The organism is Micromonospora sp. NBC_01392, assembly GCF_045040125.1.
Taxonomy (GTDB): Bacteria; Actinomycetota; Actinomycetes; order Mycobacteriales; family Micromonosporaceae; genus Micromonospora.
This window is the reverse complement of sequence record NZ_CP109549.1, coordinates 682,268-700,184: the sequence shown is the minus strand read 5'-3', so window position 1 is coordinate 700,184 and position 17,917 is coordinate 682,268. Positions and strand designations below refer to the sequence as shown.

Genomic DNA, 17,917 nt, shown 5'->3' with positions numbered 1-17,917 from the left:
CTTGCGCGCCCCTGTGACCGGCGTCACTCAGCCGGGTGCACCTCAGGTTAGGGGTCCGGGCCGGGCAGCTCTGGGCGTCCCGTCCGGCTAGACTTTCGCGCCGTGGGCCGTGGTGCCGCTTTCTTCGATCTCGACAAGACCGTCATCGCCAAGTCGAGCGCTCTGGCGTTCGGTCGGCCGTTCTACCGGGACGGGCTGATCACTCGGCGTGACGTGGTCAAGTCGGCGTACGCGCAGCTGATGTTCCGGCTGGGCGGCACCGACGAGCAGACCATGGCCCGCACCCGGGACTATCTGGCCACGCTCTGTAAGGGCTGGCCGGTGGAACAGGTCCGCCAGATCGTCGCGGAGACGCTGCACGAGCTGATCAACCCCTATGTGTACGCCGAAGCGGCCGCCCTCATCGAGGAGCACCAGGCTGCCGGCCGGGATGTCGTGCTGGTTTCCGCCTCGGGCGAGGAGATGGTCCGGCCGATCGGCGAGCTGCTCGGGGTGACCGACGTGATCGCCACCCGGATGGCGGTCGTCGAGGGCCGCTACAGCGGCGAGGTCGAGTTCTACGCGGCCGGCCCGAGCAAGGTCGACGCCGTGGGCGAGCTGGCCCAGGAGCGGGACTACGACCTGGCCGAGTCGTACGCGTACTCCGACTCGTACAGTGACCGGCCCTTGCTGGAGTGTGTGGGCCACCCGTCCGTGGTCAACCCGGACCGGGCGCTGCGCAGGCTGGCCATGGAGAACGCCTGGCCGGTGCTGGAGTTCCGGCACCCGATCCCGCTGGGCCGCCGGTTGCGGGAGCGGCCGGCGGTGCCGGTCGCGGCGGCCGCGCTGGGCGTGGGTGTCGGTGTCGCCATCGGCATCGCCTGGTACGGCCGGCACCGCCGCACCCGGGCCGTCGCGCCCACCGCCTGACCCGGTTCGGCCGCGACCGCCGGGAAGACGGCACCCCCAGAAGACGGCTGCGCCCAGAAGACGGCCGCGCCCAGGAGCCGGAAGCGCCCGAGAGGCAGCGCACCTCAGGAGGCGGCGAGGATCTCGTCGCCGATGAGCGTGATCTGCTCCGCTCCGACCTCCACCGCGGCCATGTAGTGCCGCAGCCAGGAGCGTAGGCCGTCCGGGGTGCCGGTGGCGAAGGCACCGGCCGCGCCGACGTACTCCGGTTCCCGCTCACGGTGCCCGACGTCCACCGCGACCAGCCCGCGGGGGTCGAACCCGGTGGAGATCAGCACCAGTCGCGCGGCGGCGCGGGCGACCACGCCGGAGGGGCCCGGGAACGGGCGCAGGTTCAGCAGTTCGCCGTGCACGACGGCGGCCAGCACCAGCGGCGGTACCTTCGTGCCGCCGGCCACCAGGCTGGACAGGCCGTCGAGGCGGGCCGCCACCACCGGGTCGGCGACCGGGCGTCCCAGTTCCTCCTCGGTCACCACGTCCCGGGCGGCGAGCACGTGCAGCCGGGCGAGCACCTGTCGGGGCGCCTTCGGCCAGAGGTCGCTCAGGCCGGGCAGCGCGCCGGCCACCCGCAGCGCGCCCTGGAGCACCGGGTCGGTGACCGTACCGGCGCGTACCTCCTCGCGGTCGTGGTCCCGGCCCTCCAGCGCGGCGCTGGCCACGGCCGAGCGGAGACTGATCTCGGCGGCGAGGGGACCGCCCTGGCGGCGCAGCGCGCGGTGCCGGTGGGCCTGGTCGACCCGGTCCCGGGCCTGCTCGACGGCGAGCGCGACGTCGGCGAGCGCGAGCAGCGGGGCGAGCGGATCGGTGGTCACCCCGTCACGCTAGCGACACGGTCCGGGGCGTTGAGAGGGGGCCCTTTCTCTACCGGAGGCGTTAACCGGGGGCCCGGCCTTGCACCTCGGCGCGGAGGGGGAGCCGCTGAGCGCGCGGAGCGGGGCGGGCGGTCGCGGGTCGGGTACGGCGGGGCTAACCTTCCCCGGAGTAGGGAGACGCAGGTCACGCGACGAAGGAGTCACCGTATGAGCGAGGCATTGGCCAATCTGCTGAACGAGACGCGCCAGTTCCCGCCGCCGGCCGAACTCGCCGCGAACGCCAACGTGACCGCGGAGGCGTACGAGGAGGCGGCCGCCGACCGGCTCGCCTTCTGGGCGCGTCAGGCCGGCCGGCTGAGCTGGGCCGAGCCGTGGGAGCAGGTGCTCGACTGGTCGAAGGCCCCGTTCGCGAAGTGGTTCACCGGTGGCCGGCTGAACGTGGCGTACAACTGCCTGGACCGGCACGTGGAGGCGGGCCACGGCGACAAGGTGGCGATCCACTGGGAGGGCGAGCCGGGCGACACCCGCACGGTCACCTACGCGGACCTGCACCGGCTCACCTGCCAGGCGGCGAACGCGCTGACCGAGCTGGGCGTGACGGCCGGCGACCGGGTGGCGATCTATCTGCCGATGATCCCGGAGGCGGCGGTGGCGATGCTCGCCTGCGCCCGGATCGGCGCCACGCACAGCGTGGTGTTCGGCGGCTTCTCCGCCGACGCGTTGACCAACCGGATCCAGGACGCCAGCGCCAAGGTGGTGATCACCGCGGACGGCGGCTTCCGGCGGGGCAAGCCGTCGGCGCTCAAGCCGACCGTGGACGAGGCGGTGGCGAACTGCCCGTCGGTGGAGCACGTGCTGGTGGTCCGCCGGACCGGCGAGGAGGTCGGCTGGTCGGCGAAGGACCACTGGTGGCACGAGACGGTGGAGACCGCCGCGCCGGAGCACGAGGCGCAGGCGTTCGACGCCGAGCACCCGCTGTTCATCCTCTACACCAGCGGCACCACGGCCCGACCGAAGGGCATCCTGCACACCACCGGCGGGTACCTGACCCAGACGTCGTACACGACGCACGCGGTGTTCGACCTGAAGCCGGAGACCGACGTCTACTGGTGCACGGCCGACATCGGCTGGGTGACCGGGCACTCCTACATCGTCTACGGCCCGCTCTCCAACGGCGCCACCCAGGTCATGTACGAGGGCACGCCGGACACGCCGCACAAGGGCCGGTTCTGGGAGATCGTCGACAAGTACCGGGTCAGCATCCTGTACACCGCGCCGACGCTGATCCGCACCATGATGAAGTGGGGCGAGGACATCCCGGCGGGCTACGACCTGTCGTCGCTGCGGCTGCTCGGCAGCGTCGGTGAGCCGATCAACCCGGAGGCGTGGATCTGGTACCGGCAGTACGTCGGACGCGGTGAGCTGCCGGTGGTCGACACCTGGTGGCAGACCGAGACCGGGGCGATGATGATCTCGCCGCTGCCGGGGGTGACCGAGGCGAAGCCGGGTTCGGCGATGACCCCGCTGCCCGGCGTGGTCGCCGACGTGGTCGACGACCAGGGTGAGTCGGTGCCGAACGGCGGGGGTGGCTACCTGGTGCTCACCGAGCCGTGGCCGTCGATGCTGCGCACCATCTGGGGTGACGACAACCGGTTCCTGGAGACGTACTGGTCGCGGTTCGGGGCGGGCGCCAACACCGGCGACAAGTGGGTCTACTTCGCCGGTGACGGCGCCAAGAAGGACGACGACGGGCACATCTGGCTGCTCGGCCGGGTCGACGACGTGATGCTGGTGTCCGGGCACAACATCTCCACCACAGAGGTGGAGTCGGCGCTGGTCAGCCACCCGTCGGTGGCCGAGGCGGCGGTGGTCGGCGCGACCGATCCGACCACCGGGCAGGCGATCGTCGCGTTCGCCATTCCGCGCGGCAGCGCGGAGATCACCGGCGACGCGGGCGAGCAGCTCATCGCCGAGCTGCGCAACCACGTGGCGCGGACGCTCGGCCCGATCGCCAAGCCGCGACAGATCATGCTGGTGCCGGAGCTGCCGAAGACCCGCTCCGGCAAGATCATGCGCCGGTTGCTGCGGGACGTGGCGGAGAACCGGTCGCTGGGCGACGTGACCACGTTGCAGGACTCCTCGGTGATGGAGTTGATCTCGTCGGGGATGAGCGGCGGCAAGTCCGACGAGGACTGACGACACCGGTACGGCGGGGGCGGGTCGCGCGGCGGCCCGCCCTTCGTCGTACCCGGGAGCCGTGCCGGTCGATCGGCGGAGGAGCACTGGCCTGTTCACCCCTGTCGATGGTGCTTCCCGTCGACTACGTTCAGCCGCACCGGCAAATTTCGACACGCGTCACTGAGACGGCCGGTCCCTCACCATTCCCTACGAACGGAGTGGCATGCTCCCCAGTTCGCAGTCCCGGGCCCGCCGGCGACTACTCGTCGCGCTGCCCGCCATCGCCCTCGCGGCCACGTCGCTGACCGTGACGGGTAGTGCGTCGGCTCAGCCGTCCCGGTCCGCGCCGGCCACCATCGCGGCGGACGAGTTCTACATCAACTACGCCGAGCCGGAGGTGCAGCCGGACACCGGCGGCAAGGAGGCCAAGGGCAAGGACGGGGTCTTCTCCGCACCGGCGGACGAGGCCCGCGCCTACGATCGCAAGTACGCCGGCGGCAACCCGATCGCGGCCCGCGAGCTGGCCAAGCTGGAGGCCAAGTCCATCCGGACCGGCCAGAGCCCTCGCAAGATCAAGAAGGCCAAGAACACCCAGACCGCCAAGCTGCTGACGCTGCTGGTGGAGTTCAACGACAAGGCCAACGACGACTTCACCGGCGTGATGGTGCCGAAGACGGTCTTCGAGGACCGCACCTGCGTGCCCGGCACGGTGCAGAACGGGCCGCGGCACAACACCATCCCGAACCCGGCCACGCTGCCGCACAAGGACAACAACTCGATGTGGGTGCCGGACTTCTCGCCGGCCCACTACAACAAGATGCTCTACACCAAGCAGGGCATCACCGAGCGGGTCCGCAAGGACCTCAAGGGGCCGGACGGCAAGCCGGGCATCAGCCTCGCGGGCCGGACCATGCACAACATGTACCTGGAGATGTCCAAGAACGCGTACACCGTGGACGGGCAGGCCAGCCCGTGGATCACGGTGCCGCACTCGGAGGGCTGGTACGCCGCCTCCCGCTGTTTCCAGGACGAGAACGGCAACTGGGTCGCCGGCCGTGAGCAGTCGATGAACGGTCACCCGGACAACCCGCAGGGCGCGGGCCGGCTCGCCACCGACGCGATCGACGCGTTGGCCGCCGTCGACCCGAACTTCCCCTGGGCCGACTACGACATCGAGGACCAGAGCGACCGCGACGGCGACGGCAACTTCCACGAGCCGGACGGCGTGATCGACCACCTGGTGCTGGTGCACGCCAACCAGGGCAAGTCCCGTGGTGGCGGCGACGTCGGCGTCTACTCGGTCTGGGCGCACTCCTCCACCGTGGCCGGTGGCTACACCATCCCGGGCACGAGCCTGAAGGTGTCGAACTACATCGTGCAGCCGGAGGACGCCGGTGTCGGTGTCTTCGCCCACGAGTTCGGGCACGACCTGGGCCTGCCGGACCTCTACGACACGTCCGGCAACGCCGACTCCGACGTGGACTTCTGGGACCTGATGGCGTCCGGCTCGCACTCCGGTGAGATCTTCCAGGCGCTCCCCACCCACATGGGCCTCTGGGACAAGTGGGTGCTCGGCTGGGCCGAGCCGAAGACGTTCGGGCCGGGCGACCGGGCCAAGCTGGTCAAGCTCGGGCAGACCTCGCGTACGCCGGTGGGCACCGAGGACGGCATCAAGATCGACCTGCCGGACAAGGTGATCACGCTGGCCGAGCCGCACAGCGGCGCGAACATGTGGTACTCCGGCGCCGACCAGGCGTGGGCGGACGTCAAGCTGAGCCGCACGGTGAGTGTCCCGAACGCCACCGACGCGAAGTTCTGGATGTGGAACGACTACGTCATCGAGGAGGACTGGGACTACGGCTTCGTCGAGGTCTCCACGGACGGCGGCGCCACCTGGACCGAGCGCAAGGTGTACGACTCCTCCGGCGCGCTGGTCTCCACCGATGACGGCTACGCCGACCCGAACGGCCGGATGGTCGACTTCGGCAACAAGAAGTACGGCCTGACCGGCAGCACCGGCGGCTGGCGCCACGACTACGTGGACCTGTCGCCGTACGCCGGGCAGACCGTGCAGGTCCGGCTGCGGTACGCCACCGACGAGGCGTTCCAGGAGCGCGGCTGGTTCGCCGACGACTTCTCGGTGACCGGCGGCGGCGCCACCACCTGGAGCGACGACGTCGAGGGCGGCGCGGCCGGCTGGACCCAGACCGGCGGCACGTTCACCGACACCACCGGCGCGGGCTGGCACGTCGACTCGGGCACCCAGGTCCGCTCGCACTACTACCTGGCCGAGTGGCGCAACTTCGACGGCTTCGACAAGGGCCTGAAGTACGCCTACGACACCGTCTACTCGCACGAGGCGTGGAAGGTCGACCGGATCGCGTACAACGCGCCCGGCATGCTGGTCTGGTACCGGGACACCGAGCTCGGCGACGTCAACCACGTCACCGCGCAGATGACCGCGCTGCCCAGCTACGGCGCCAAGGGCGGGCTGCTGATCGTCGACTCGCACAACGACCCGCTGCGTCGCACGGGCGTGGCGGCCGAGAAGGACCCGTCGGTGCTGGACAACCTGCCCAGCCGGCCGCAGTCCTCCAACGCCGCGTTCGGGTTGACGAAGACCTACCCGTTCAAGGAGTGCCTGGAGGCGGCCGACGAGCCGTACAGCGAGTACTGCACGAAGTTCGGCGCGCAGGCGCCGGTGCGCGGCTTCACCGACAACAAGGGCTGGTACCCGGGCATCGAGATCCGCGACGGTTCGCCGTACGCGCGGGACAACGACGCCTCGGTGGTGGTCCCGTCGAAGGGCAACCAGCAGTACACGACCCGGGTGGTGAACCCGGACGGCACCCCGGCGACCGACTACTACGGTTCGACGCTGGGTGGCGGGGCGATCGTGCTCGGCACCGGCAACCCGGGTGACGCGGGCGTCGGGTACGGCACGTCGATCATCATCAAGCGGGCCGCCCGGGACAACTCGTACGCCCAGGTGTACGTGGTTCCGCCGCGGAGCTGATCGACACCTTCAAAGCGGAACCGGAATGCCCGGAAAACGGGCCGAACGGACCGGATGACGGACGGGCCGGGAGCATGGCGCTCCCGGCCCGTTCCGTATATCCATCCGTTTCGCTGCCTTCGACCGAACGGCCATCGCCGCTGGTCAACGCCGAGATGACGAACCAGAGTGTGACGGCGAAAGTCAACCCCAACAAAAAGTTGCTACAAATCGACGCACACATCTTCACAGCAGTCCCAGCAGTGTCTATGTTCACCGTGGGTCCCACTTGTGGGACGTTCCACCGGCCCGTACCCCCATGGGGCCGGTTCCCTCACACCGGAGGTACCACGTGCGCAAAGTCGCAGTGGGTCTGCTCGGGCTTTCGCTGACCGCAACGGGGCTGATGGCGGGCACGTCCGCCAGCGCCGCGCCGACGCCGAAGCTGCCAGCCGCCGCCCCGTCGGTGGCCGAGCCTGCGCAGGCTGAGCACGACCTGCCCAACCCGCTCGAGGACAAGCGGCGCGCACTGCGCCAGGAGGGCCTGAGCGAGGTCCTGTCGGGCCGGGCGAAGGCCCAGAAGATCAACGGCAGCACCGTCGTCAAGGTTGGCGAGAAGGCTGCCGAGGGTGCCGCGGCGGGCAAGGCCGCCCGGAGCACCAAGGCCGGCAAGGGTCCCACCGAGGACCAGTACGTCGAGCTCTCCCGCGAGAAGACCGACAAGATCTTCGTCATCCTCGCGGAGTTCGGCGACGAGCGGCACCCGAACTACCCGGACCAGGACACCGCCCCGGCTGTGCCGGGTCCGACCCGGTTCGACGGTCCGCTCGTCAACCAGATCCCCGAGCCCAACCGGGCCGTGGACAACTCCACGATCTGGCAGCCGGACTTCAGCGCCGACCACTTCCGGCAGCTGTACTTCGGCACCAACCCCGGTGACGAGTCGCTGAAGCAGTACTACGAGGCCCAGTCCTCGGGTCGGTACAGCGTCGACGGCGAGGTCACCAACTGGGTGAAGGTCAAGTACAACGAGGCCCGCTACGGCCGTTCCAACGGCTACCCGTGCGCCTCGAACGTCTGCAACAACACCTGGGCGCTGGTCCGCGACGCCGCGAACCAGTGGGTCGCCGACCAGAAGGCCCAGGGCCGCTCCGACGAGGAGATCGCGGCCGACGTCAAGTCGATGGACGAGTGGGACCGTTACGACTTCGACGGCGACGGCAACTTCAACGAGCCGGACGGCTACATCGACCACTTCCAGATCGTCCACGCCGGCGGCGACCAGGCCGACGGTGACCCGATCCAGGGTGAGGACGCGATCTGGAGCCACCGCTGGTACGCGTTCGCCAGCGACCAGGGCAACACCGGTCCGGAGAACTTCCCGGCCGGCGGCACCCAGATCGGCAACACCGGCGTCTGGATCGGTGACTACACCATCCAGCCGGAGAACGGTGGCCGGAGCGTCTTCTACCACGAGTACGGCCACGACCTCGGTCTGCCGGACGACTACAACGTCACCAGTGGTGGGGACAACAACAACGAGCACTGGACCCTGATGGCCCAGAGCCGGCTCGGCGCCAAGAACGACGCCGGCATCGGCGACCGCGGCGGCGACCTCGGCGCCTGGAACAAGCTCCAGCTCGGCTGGCTCGACTACGAGGTGGTCGTCGCCGGTCAGAAGCGCACGCTGGAGCTGGGCCCGCAGGAGTACAACTCCGCCAAGGCGCAGGCCGCCGTGGTGGTGCTGCCGCAGCGGGCGTACGAGTTCCAGAACGGCAAGCCGTTCGAGGGTACGAAGCAGTTCTTCTCGGGCAACGAGGACGACCTGAACACCACGATGACGCGGAGCATCGACCTCACGGGGAAGAGCAGCGCCGCGGTGTCGATGAAGGGCCGTTACAGCATCGAGGCGGACTTCGACTACCTCTTCTTCGAGGCCTCCACCGACGGTGGCCAGAACTGGGTCTCGCTCCCGGGCACGGCCAACGGCCAGGCCCTGAAGGAGATCTCCCCCGGACGTTACGCCCTGGACGGCTCCAGCGACGGCAACTGGGTCGACGTCAACGTCAACCTGGACTCGGTCGTCGGCAAGGCCGTGCAGTTCCGGCTCCGCTACCAGACCGACGGTGGCGTGTCCGAGGGTGGCTTCTACGGTGACGCCCTCACCGTGACCGCCGACGGTCAGACGCTGCTCACCGATGGCGCCGAGGCCGGTGCCCCCGGCTGGACGCTCAACGGCTGGAGCATCGTCGAGGAGACCTACACCCGTCTGTTCGACAACTACTACATCGCCGGTAACCGGTCGTACGTCTCGTACGACAAGTACCTCAAGACCGGCCCGTACTTCTTCGGTTACGCGAACACCCGCCCGGACTACGTGGACCACTACGCGTACCAGGAGGGTCTGCTGATCTCCTACTGGAACCTCCGGTGGGCGGACAACGACACGTTCGTGCACCCGGGTGAGGGTCGGAACATGATCATCGACGCCCACCCGCGGCCGATCTACAACCTGACCGGGGCGCCCTGGCGGGCCCGCGTCCAGGTCTACGACGCGCCGTTCGGCCTGAAGAAGGCGGACTCGTTCACGCTGCACCTCAACAGCCAGCCGCAGTACATCCGTGGCCAGGCCGCGCAGCCGCTGTTCGACGACACCAAGCAGTACTGGTACCCGGAGCTGCCGAACCACGGCGTCAAGCTCCCGGCCACCGGCACCAAGATCAAGGTCCTGGAGCAGGACGGCACCTCGCTGAAGGTCCGCTTCTCCTGAGCCACTGATCCACGCGACACCACGACGAGGCCCGGGCAGGTCACCTGCCCGGGCCTCGCCCTGTGTCGGGGGGAACCGTCGCGACCCGCGGCGCGTCCCAAGCGGGTGACCACAACCCTCGACCGCCGCCTCGCCGCGGTCCTCGCACTGCCCCTGGCCCTGGCGCTGGCCGGCTGCGCGAACCCGGAGAACGGAGGAGACGTGTCCGCGTCCGAACCCCCCGCCCGTCCCGGCGCGCCCACCGGACCCGTCGACGCCACGCCGCAGCCCCCGTCCCCGACCGCACCGCGCCCGACCGCGCCGACGCCGACCGCACCGGCCCCGGCCGCCTCCACCGGCCGGCCCCCGCTCTCCGCGACCGATCTGCCGACGCTCTGGCCGCCGACCGGGCCACCACGGCAGCCCACCGACCAACGCAAGCCGAACGTCCTCGCCGGCCGGCTCAGCCACGGCGGAAGCGGTCCCTGCTACACGCTTGTCACCGACGACGGCCAGGAACACGCCCTGTACGGCCCGGACCAGGGCACCTGGCCCGCCGGCACCTGGGTCCGGGTCACCGTCGGCCCGCCGCCGGCGGGCGTCGAGTGCGGGCCCGGGCGGCTGGTCGGCCTGCTGCGCATCGAACGCGTGGGCTGACCCGCTCGACGCCCTGTCCCGGAGAATCCCCTGATCCTGGGCACCTACGGGACCGGCGGGCGACCGGCGGCCCTAGGCTGTGCCCCATGACCGACCAGCGCGGCGGGTTCGCCGACGAATCCTGCGTCCTGCCCGAAGGGCCGTGGACGCACCGGTTCGTCGGCGCCAACGGCAGCCGGTTCCACGTCGTCGAGGCGGGCACCGGCCCGATGGTGCTCTTCCTGCACGGCTTCCCGGAATACTGGTACGCCTGGCACGAGATGCTGCCGGCGGTCGCCGACGCCGGCTTCCGCGCGGTCGCCGTCGACCTGCGCGGTTACGGCGCGAGCGACAAGCCACCCCGGGGGTACGACGGCTACACGCTCGCCGCCGACGTGGCCGGCCTGATCCGCGCGCTCGGTGAGCGGTCCGCCACCGTGGTCGGCACCGGCGCGGGCGGCCTCATCGGCTGGACCGCCGCCTCGTTCCACCCCACGCTGGTCCGCCGGCTCGTGGTGCTCGGCGCGCCGCACCCGCTGCGGCTGCGGGCCGCCATCGTCGCCGACCCGCGCGGCCAGTTCGCGTCCGCCACGGCCACGCTGAAGTTCCAGCTCCCCCGCTACGAGCACGTGCTGACCCGGGACGACGCCGCCGAGGTGGCGGAGATGCTGCGCCGCTGGGGCGGGCCGGCCTGGGTCGACGGCCCGGACTTCGACGACTACGCCCGGTGCTGCCGGGTGGCGATGCAGATCCCGCAGGCCGCGTTCTGCGCCCTGGAGGGCTACCGCTGGGCGTTCCGGTCGGTGCTGCGGCTGCACGGCTACCGGTTCGTCAAGCTGATGCAGAAGCCGCTGGTCGCCCCGACCCTGCAACTGCACGGCGCGCTGGACCGGGCCTCGCTCCCCCGCACCGCGCAGGGCTCCGGCCGGTACGTCAGCGCCCCGTACGAGTGGCGGCTGCTCGACGGGGTGGGCCACTTCCCGCACGTGGAGGCGCGGGACGTGGTGCTCGGCGAGATCCTGCGGTGGGCGAAGTCCTGACTCAGACCCGCTGCTCGCCCAGCCCGGCCACCTCGGTCGCGGGCGCCCAGCCCTGGTAGACGCCGAAGTCGAACGCCTCCAGCCCCATCGCCTCCGCCACCGGCCAACGCCCACCTGTGTACTCCACCCGCAGCCAGCCCTCGTGCTCGGCCAGCACGATGAACGGCTGCCCCTGCCAGGTGCAGGTGGTCCGCACGTACGCCAGGTCGTCGACCTCGGCCGCCGGCACCACCCGGACGTACCGGCCGGGGCGCGCCTCGGTGAAGCCCTCGTCCGGTTCGGGCTGGTAGAGCCGCACGTCGTCACCGTCCGGGCTGGCCTGGTACTCCCGGCCGCGCCACCGGGCCACGTAACCGTCGCGGCTCACGCCCCGTCCGCCTTCCGCCACAGCAGCGCGTCGGTGTCCAGCACCGCGACCAGCCGGGCACCGCCGTCAGCGGCGACCCGCCACAGCTCGGCGCCGTGCGGCAGCCGGGCACTGTCCACCTTGAACTCGGCGATCACGTCGCTGCTCTCACCCGGCGCGAAGCCGTTGCCCCGGAACGGGTACCGCTCGATCACCCAGCCCTCCATCGCCCGCATCGCGGCCTCGTTCTGCCCGCCGTACGGAATCCGGTAGAGGCTCGGCCGGTAGGCCGGCCAGCGCAGCAGGTACAGCTCCTCGGCGTCCCGGGAGAACGGCGACCCGGGATGGCCGAGACCGAGCGCGTCGAACAGCTCCGCCGGCGTACGCAAATGGGCCAGCTCGCCGGCCCGGTGCACGAAGCCGGACACCCGGTCGTAGCCACGCTCCAGGTAGTAGGCGAGCTGGCTCGCCGCGATGGCCTTCTGCATGACCACCGGCCGGGTCGGCTTCGCCGCCGGCGCGTCCGGCCGGGGCTCGGTCGTGGGCGCCGGTCCGGTGGCGGGCGGCTCCGGCTCGGTCTCCGGGTCGTCGCCGAGCCCCACCTCGGCGGCCCAGTTGGCAAGCGCCAGGACCTGCTCCCCCGGGTACGCCGCACCGACCGGCGTGTCCGGGTTGACCCGGAACGACCAGGCCACATCCGGCCACTGACGGATGAGCTGGACGAACTTGACCCGTACCGTGTCGACCGGCCCTCCGGCGTGCTCGGCGAGCCGCTCCGGCGAGGTGTAGACCACCACGTACCGCACCCCGTCGACAGTCTCGGTACGCCAGGAGAAACCCGGATCGCCGGGCCGGGTGCCCGCCGCCGAGTCGAACGCGACCGGCAACATCACCCGGGCCAGCAGCAGCGTGGTGAGGAAGCCGTCGGTGTTACCGCTGGCGGCGGCCGCCAGCAGCTCCTCCTCCACCTCGTTCGCCGGCACGAAGTCCGGCTCGACCGCCGGGCGGCCGGTGCCGTCGGTCACCGGCTCGACGCGCGGCTCCCCGGCGGTGACGTACGGGATCGTCTCCGTCTCCAGCCCCGTCTCCGACGACGGGGACGGCTCCTCGGACGGCGACGGCGCGAAGAACGACGTGGTCGGCTCGTCCGCCGCCGGCCGGCTGGCCGGCGCGAAGAGTGACGTGGTGGCCTCGTCCGCCGCCGACGCGAAGAGTGACGTGGTCGGCTCGTCCGCCGCCGGGCCGCTGACCGGCGCGAACAACGACGTGGTCGGCTCGTCCGAGGGCACCGGCGCGAACAGGGACACCGTCGGCTCCGCCGCGACCGGCGCGGACAACGACGTGGTCACCTCGTCCCCGGCCGGCGCGGACAACGACGTGGTCACCTCGTCCGAGGTTGCCGACGCGGGCAGGGACACCGTCGGCTCCGCCGCGCTCGGCGCGAACAGGGACGTCGTCGGCTCGTCCGTGACCGGGCTGGACAGGGACGTCGTCGGCTCGTCCGCGACCGGCGTGGACAGGGACACCGTCGGTTCGGCCGGGACGGGCGCGGCCGGGAAGGACAACGGCTCGAACAGCGACCTGGTGGGTTCCCCGGCGGAGGACGTCACCGGGGTGCCCGGCTCGTCCGACGGCGACGCCGATGCTGGCGACGTCGGCTGAGACGGCGAAGACGACGGCGACGGCGACGGCGACGGCGTGAACAGCGGTGTGGTCGGCTCGAACAACGACACCGTCGGCTCGTCCGGGTACCTGGCCGGCCGGGCGAGCGACACCGTCGGCTCGTCCGGTCCGGTCGGCAGCGGTGCCACGTCCGCCGGGACGGATGCCTCGGCCGCCGGTCGAAGCGGATCGAACACCGATCTGGTCGGCTCGCTGGCCGGGGACGGGAACGGCTCGGCGGCGGCCGGCGAGAGCGGTGCCGTCGTCTCCCAAGCCGACCCGACCCGGTCCGAGCGCGACCCGGTGGCGAACGGCTCGGTGGGGGCCGATGACCCGGCGTCGAACGAGTCGGTGGCCGACGGCTGGCTGGCGAACGGCGCGGTGGCCGATGCCCCGGCGTCGAACGGCTCGGCGGCCATCGGTCCGGTGGCGAACGACCCGGTGGAGAACGGCGCGGTCGACTGCGGCCCGCCAACAGACGGCCCGGCAACGGACGGCCCGGCAACCGACGGCTCGGAGACAGACGGCTCGGAGACAGACGGCTCGGAGACAGACAGCCCGGCGACAGACAGCCCGGCGACAGACGGCTCGGTGACGAATGGCTCGGCGACAGATGGCTCGGTGACGAATGGCTCGGCGACAGATGGCTCGGTGACGAATGGCTCGGGTGCCCTGCGGTCGTCGGCCTGCGCGGGCTCGGCGACGTCGACGGTCGGCGACCCGACCGGATCGGCGGCGTCCACCCGGGACACGACGGGGCCGGCGGCCGCGTACCCCTCGGAAGCTGGCCCGGTCGCCGCGGGTGCGGTCAGGTCACGGGCCTCGATGACGGTGCCCTCGATGACGATCGGCGTGAAGTCCCGGCGCGGCGCGGGCGGAGCGGACACCGGCTCGGCCATCGACGGTGGCAGCGCCTCGGCTTCCGTCGGGTCGTCGAGCGGGGTCCAGCCCGGCGCGTCGTGGTCGGTGCGCGTTCCGGCCCACCGGTCGGGAGCGGGCGGGCCGGAGTGCCGGCGGGGCAGTGTCCGGGGGGTGTCCTCGGGCGGGCGGGCAGGCCGGAACGGCGCTGCCGGTTCGGCCGACGTCGGCGCGGGCTCGTCCGCTCCCACCCGGAACGGTCGGGTCTGGTCCTCGCGCACCGGCTCGTTCAGTGGCCGGCGCCGGGGGAACGGTTGGCCGCCGGCGAACCGGGAGGGCGGCGTCGCCCGCTCGCCGGACCGCCTGGGGGTGTCCAGCGGCGAGGGCCGCCGGGTCGCGCGGCCCGAGGTGGGCTCGAAGAAGGAGCGGGCCGGTGGTGGGGCCGGCGGCGCCGGCGGCTCGTCCGGCGTCGCACGGCCGGCCGCGAACGGGTCCGGCTCGTCGGGACGGCGACGCAGGTCGGTGAGCCAGCCGTCGAGCGCGTCCGGGTCGGCCCCGTCGCCCGCCCCGGTGCGGCCGTGGTCACCGGACGCCGGGCGGCGGTGCGGCGCCGTCGGGGCGCGGCGGCCGAGAAGGGGAACGGATCGCATGGGTACGGTGGCGGGCTCCTCGGCCTCCGCCACCCGCCCGCCACGGCCCGACGGGGTCGGGGGTGTCACGGCGGCGGGAACCGGAACGGACGGCGCCTCGCGGGCGGGTTCCGGGACACCGAAGCGGCCGGATTCGGCGCCGACGTCACGCACCGAACCGGAGACGCTGTCACGCACCGCACCGGAGACGCCGTCACGCACCGGTCCGGGACCGCTGTCACGCACCGGCCCGGGGACGCCGTCACGGGCGGCCCGGGCGGCGCTCTCCACCCGCTCCAGACGGGCTCGGGCGCCCATGGTCCGGCCGGGCAGCCGGACGTCGCCCCGGGCGAGCTGGGCGACGTACCAGGCGGGCAGGTAGCCCTCGATCGGCAGGCCCGGGTTCACCGCCAGCCACCACTCCTGGTTGGGCCAGCCGGCGGCCAGGTCCGGGTACGCGACGAGACGCGTGGCGCCGGCGTTCTCGCCCAGGCTGGCGCGCAGCGCGGCGACCGACGTGAACGCCAGCACGTGCGTGCGGCCCTCGGAGGTCCAGGTGCCCCACCCCGCGGTCGGGCCGCCGGCGATCGGCAGCACCAGATCGACACGGGTCAGCACGCGGAAGTATTGCTGCTGGTCCTGCGCTCGTAGCGCGTCCCGCATCGCCACCTCGGCCTCGGTGGCCGGCTCCCATCCGGTCACGGGCCACCTCTCCTTCCGCGCACAGGCCACAGGCATCGCCTACAACCTACAAGGTGGTAACAAGATCACAATGCCTGGCCATCGACGGTCGGCCGTGGCGTCGGCGAGGCGCTAACATCCCGTTCCGGAGTCGACACGTTACGGAGGTCGTCGATGCCCCGGCCCCTCGCGCGCTCCACCGCGGTCGCGCTGGCGACCCTCCTCGTCTCCGGCCTGCCGGCGGCCCCGGCGGCGGCGGCCCGCGCGCCGTCCGGCTGCGCCACGCCGCCCGCGCCGGCCCGCCCGGTGGCCGAGCAGCCGTGGCCCCAGCAACGGTACGCGCCGGACCGGCTGGCCCCGCTCGCGACCGGCGCGGGCGTGGTGGTGGCGGTGGTCGACTCGGGGGTGGACCGGTCCCATCCGCAGCTCGCCGGTCGGGTGCTGGCCGGTGCCGACTTCCTCGACCCGGGCGGGGACGGCACCCGCGACTGCGCCGGGCACGGCACCGGCGTGGCGAGCATCATCGCCGCCACGCCCCGGCCGGGTGTCGCGTTCCGGGGCCTCGCACCGGGCGCGCGCATCCTGCCGGTACGCGTCAGCGAACAGCAGGTGGTCGACGGGCGGGAGTCGGGGCGGACGGTCGACGCGGCCGACTTCGCCCGGGCCGTCCGCTGGGCCGTGGACCACGACGCCGACGTGCTCAACCTCTCGGTCGTGCTGTACGCGGACGACCCGGCGGTGCGCGCCGCGGTCGCCTACGCGGTGCGGCGGGACGTGGTGGTGGTGGCCGCCGCCGGCAACCTGCACGACAGCGGTGATCCCCGCCCCTTCCCGGCCGCGTACGACGGGGTGCTCGGCGTCGGCGCGATCGGGCGGGACGGGACGCGTGCCGCGTTCTCCCAGACCGGCCCGTACGTCGACCTGGTCGCCCCGGGCAGCGAGGTGCTGATGGCGGCGCCCCGGCAGGGCCATCGCCGGGCGGAGGGCACCAGTTACGCCACGCCGTTCGTCGCCGGCACCGCCGCGTTGCTGCGGCAGTATCGCCCCGGGCTGCACGCGGCCGAGGTCGCCGTGCGGATCGTGGCCGGCACCGACCCGGCACCGGGGCGGGGCGAGGGCTACGGCGCCGGGGTGCTCAACCCGTACCGCGCGGTGACCGAGTCGCCGGGCGGGGCGGACGCCCGGCCCGGGCGTGTTGCCGCGCTCCCGGCGGACCGGCCGGACCCGGCCCGCCAGTCCCGCCAGTCCCGCCGGGCCACGGCCCGGGACCGAGCGCTCCTGGTGGCCGGCGTGACAGGTGGCGCGGCAGCGCTCGTGGCGCTGCTGGCCGTGGTGCTACCCCGGGGAACCCGCCGACGCTGGCACCCCGCCAACCCCACCTGACCCCCGTCCCGTCCCACCCCACCCGCACGCCGATCTTGCAGTTGGTGCCCGGACGAAACGGGCAAGACGCCTAACCCGAGGGCCGAAAGTGCAAGATCGCGGAAGCGGGGCGGGACCCCGGGGACGGGATGGGGGCGGGGGGACAGGTACGGCCCGGGTGCGGGCACCCGGGCCGTACCCGCCCGAATCAGTGGAACAGGTTGGCGTTGCGCTTCTCGGTGTCGAGGTAGTCGGCTGCGGAGTCCTCCACCGCGAGCTTGATGTCGCGCAGCATCACCTGCATGTCCTGCGAGGCGGCCCGCCAACGGGACTGCCGCTGCTCGTACGCCTCGCGCGCCTCACCGTTCCAGCTCGCCACCAGTGGTGCCGCGTCCCGTTCGAGCTGCCCGAGCTGGCTCTCCAGGGTGGTCAGCGCCCGTTGGATGTCGGCGCCGGCCTGTTGCAGGGCGGCGAAGTTGACGACCAGCACACCGTGCTCCATGGGTTCGATCCTTCCGATGGTCTAGAGCGGCAGCTGGATGCCGCGGTTGGTGCCGGCCACCCGGCCGGCGGCCTCGGTGTCGGAGACGTCGTACTGGCGGCCGGCGGTGCGGATCGCGGTGGCGGTTTCGCGCAGGGCCCGCTGCAGGGCCGCCTGGTCCTGCGCCCACTGCTGCTTCACCTGTGCGAACGAGCGCCCGCCGGCGCCTCGCCACGCTTGTTGCAGCACCTCCAGCTCGGCCATCAGGCCGCTGAGCATGGTCTGCAGCGACTGGTCGACGTGCTCGAACTTCGCGGCGGTCTGCTGCATCACCGCGGCTTCTGCCTGGGTCTGGGACATCCCGGACGTCACCTCGTCTCCTCGGTCGTGGCTGGCCACCCGGGGTGGCCACCGTGGACTCGTCGGCGCGGCGCTCGCGGCCGCCGGAAGGGGGAGGGAGACGGCGGGCGCACGCGCAACGATTTTCGTCGCTGACGGTAGCGGTCCCAGTCCGGTTCTGCTACCCCCGGGGCCTCCCCT

12 protein-coding genes are annotated in these 17,917 nt (G+C 72.3%); 7 read left to right on the top strand and 5 right to left on the bottom strand.

The genetic code is table 11. The annotated features are described in order from the left end of the window. Positions 1-102: 102 nt before the first annotated feature. Positions 103-909, top strand: coding sequence for an HAD family phosphatase (locus OG767_RS03270; protein WP_281943557.1), 807 nt, complete (start codon positions 103-105; stop codon positions 907-909). Between the two features lie 104 nt (positions 910-1,013). On the opposite strand, the gene OG767_RS03265 is transcribed toward OG767_RS03270, so the two are convergent. Then, complete coding sequence (locus OG767_RS03265) at positions 1,014-1,760, bottom strand: oxidoreductase (protein WP_405092083.1); 747 nt, start codon at positions 1,758-1,760, stop codon at positions 1,014-1,016. Between the two features lie 207 nt (positions 1,761-1,967). On the opposite strand from OG767_RS03265, the gene acs reads away from it, so the two are divergent. From acs to OG767_RS03240, 5 genes are all read left to right on the top strand, one after another. Next, entirely contained in the window at positions 1,968-3,956 is a 1,989-nt protein-coding gene (acs, locus tag OG767_RS03260; RefSeq protein WP_405092082.1) for an acetate--CoA ligase, read from the top strand. A 205-nt stretch (positions 3,957-4,161) separates the two neighbouring features. Next, positions 4,162-6,954, top strand: coding sequence for an immune inhibitor A domain-containing protein (locus OG767_RS03255; protein ID WP_405092081.1), 2,793 nt, complete (start codon positions 4,162-4,164; stop codon positions 6,952-6,954). A 346-nt stretch (positions 6,955-7,300) separates the two neighbouring features. Next, complete coding sequence (locus tag OG767_RS03250; RefSeq protein WP_405094118.1) at positions 7,301-9,703, top strand: immune inhibitor A domain-containing protein; 2,403 nt, start codon at positions 7,301-7,303, stop codon at positions 9,701-9,703. 105 nt (positions 9,704-9,808) lie between these two features. Continuing rightward, positions 9,809-10,339 carry a hypothetical protein gene (locus tag OG767_RS03245; protein ID WP_405092080.1) on the top strand — a complete coding sequence of 177 codons (531 nt, stop codon included), beginning with the start codon at positions 9,809-9,811 and terminating at the stop codon, positions 10,337-10,339. 86 nt (positions 10,340-10,425) lie between these two features. Further along, entirely contained in the window at positions 10,426-11,358 is a 933-nt protein-coding gene (locus OG767_RS03240) for an alpha/beta fold hydrolase (RefSeq protein WP_405092079.1), read from the top strand. A gap of 1 nt (position 11,359) precedes the next feature. Here OG767_RS03240 and OG767_RS03235 read toward each other — a convergent pair whose 3' ends face one another. Together OG767_RS03235 and OG767_RS03230 are read right to left on the bottom strand one after the other, a co-directional pair. Continuing rightward, positions 11,360-11,725, bottom strand: coding sequence for a hypothetical protein (locus OG767_RS03235; protein WP_281943568.1), 366 nt, complete (start codon positions 11,723-11,725; stop codon positions 11,360-11,362). Next, positions 11,722-15,555, bottom strand: a complete 3,834-nt coding sequence (locus tag OG767_RS03230) for an SseB family protein (RefSeq protein ID WP_405092078.1) — start codon at positions 15,553-15,555, stop codon at positions 11,722-11,724. Before OG767_RS03230 ends, OG767_RS03235 begins: the two co-directional genes overlap by 4 nt. Before the next feature lie 153 nt (positions 15,556-15,708). On the opposite strand from OG767_RS03230, the gene mycP reads away from it, so the two are divergent. Further along, positions 15,709-16,917 carry a type VII secretion-associated serine protease mycosin gene (gene mycP / locus OG767_RS03225; protein ID WP_405092077.1) on the top strand — a complete coding sequence of 403 codons (1,209 nt, stop codon included), beginning with the start codon at positions 15,709-15,711 and terminating at the stop codon, positions 16,915-16,917. A 187-nt stretch (positions 16,918-17,104) separates the two neighbouring features. On the opposite strand, the gene OG767_RS03220 is transcribed toward mycP, so the two are convergent. Together OG767_RS03220 and OG767_RS03215 are read right to left on the bottom strand one after the other, a co-directional pair. Then, positions 17,105-17,398 (bottom strand): WXG100 family type VII secretion target, encoded by a 294-nt coding sequence (locus OG767_RS03220; RefSeq protein ID WP_405092076.1) that lies wholly within the window; start codon positions 17,396-17,398, stop codon positions 17,105-17,107. A 21-nt stretch (positions 17,399-17,419) separates the two neighbouring features. Then, entirely contained in the window at positions 17,420-17,737 is a 318-nt protein-coding gene (locus tag OG767_RS03215) for a WXG100 family type VII secretion target (RefSeq protein ID WP_281943575.1), read from the bottom strand. Positions 17,738-17,917: the final 180 nt, after the last annotated feature.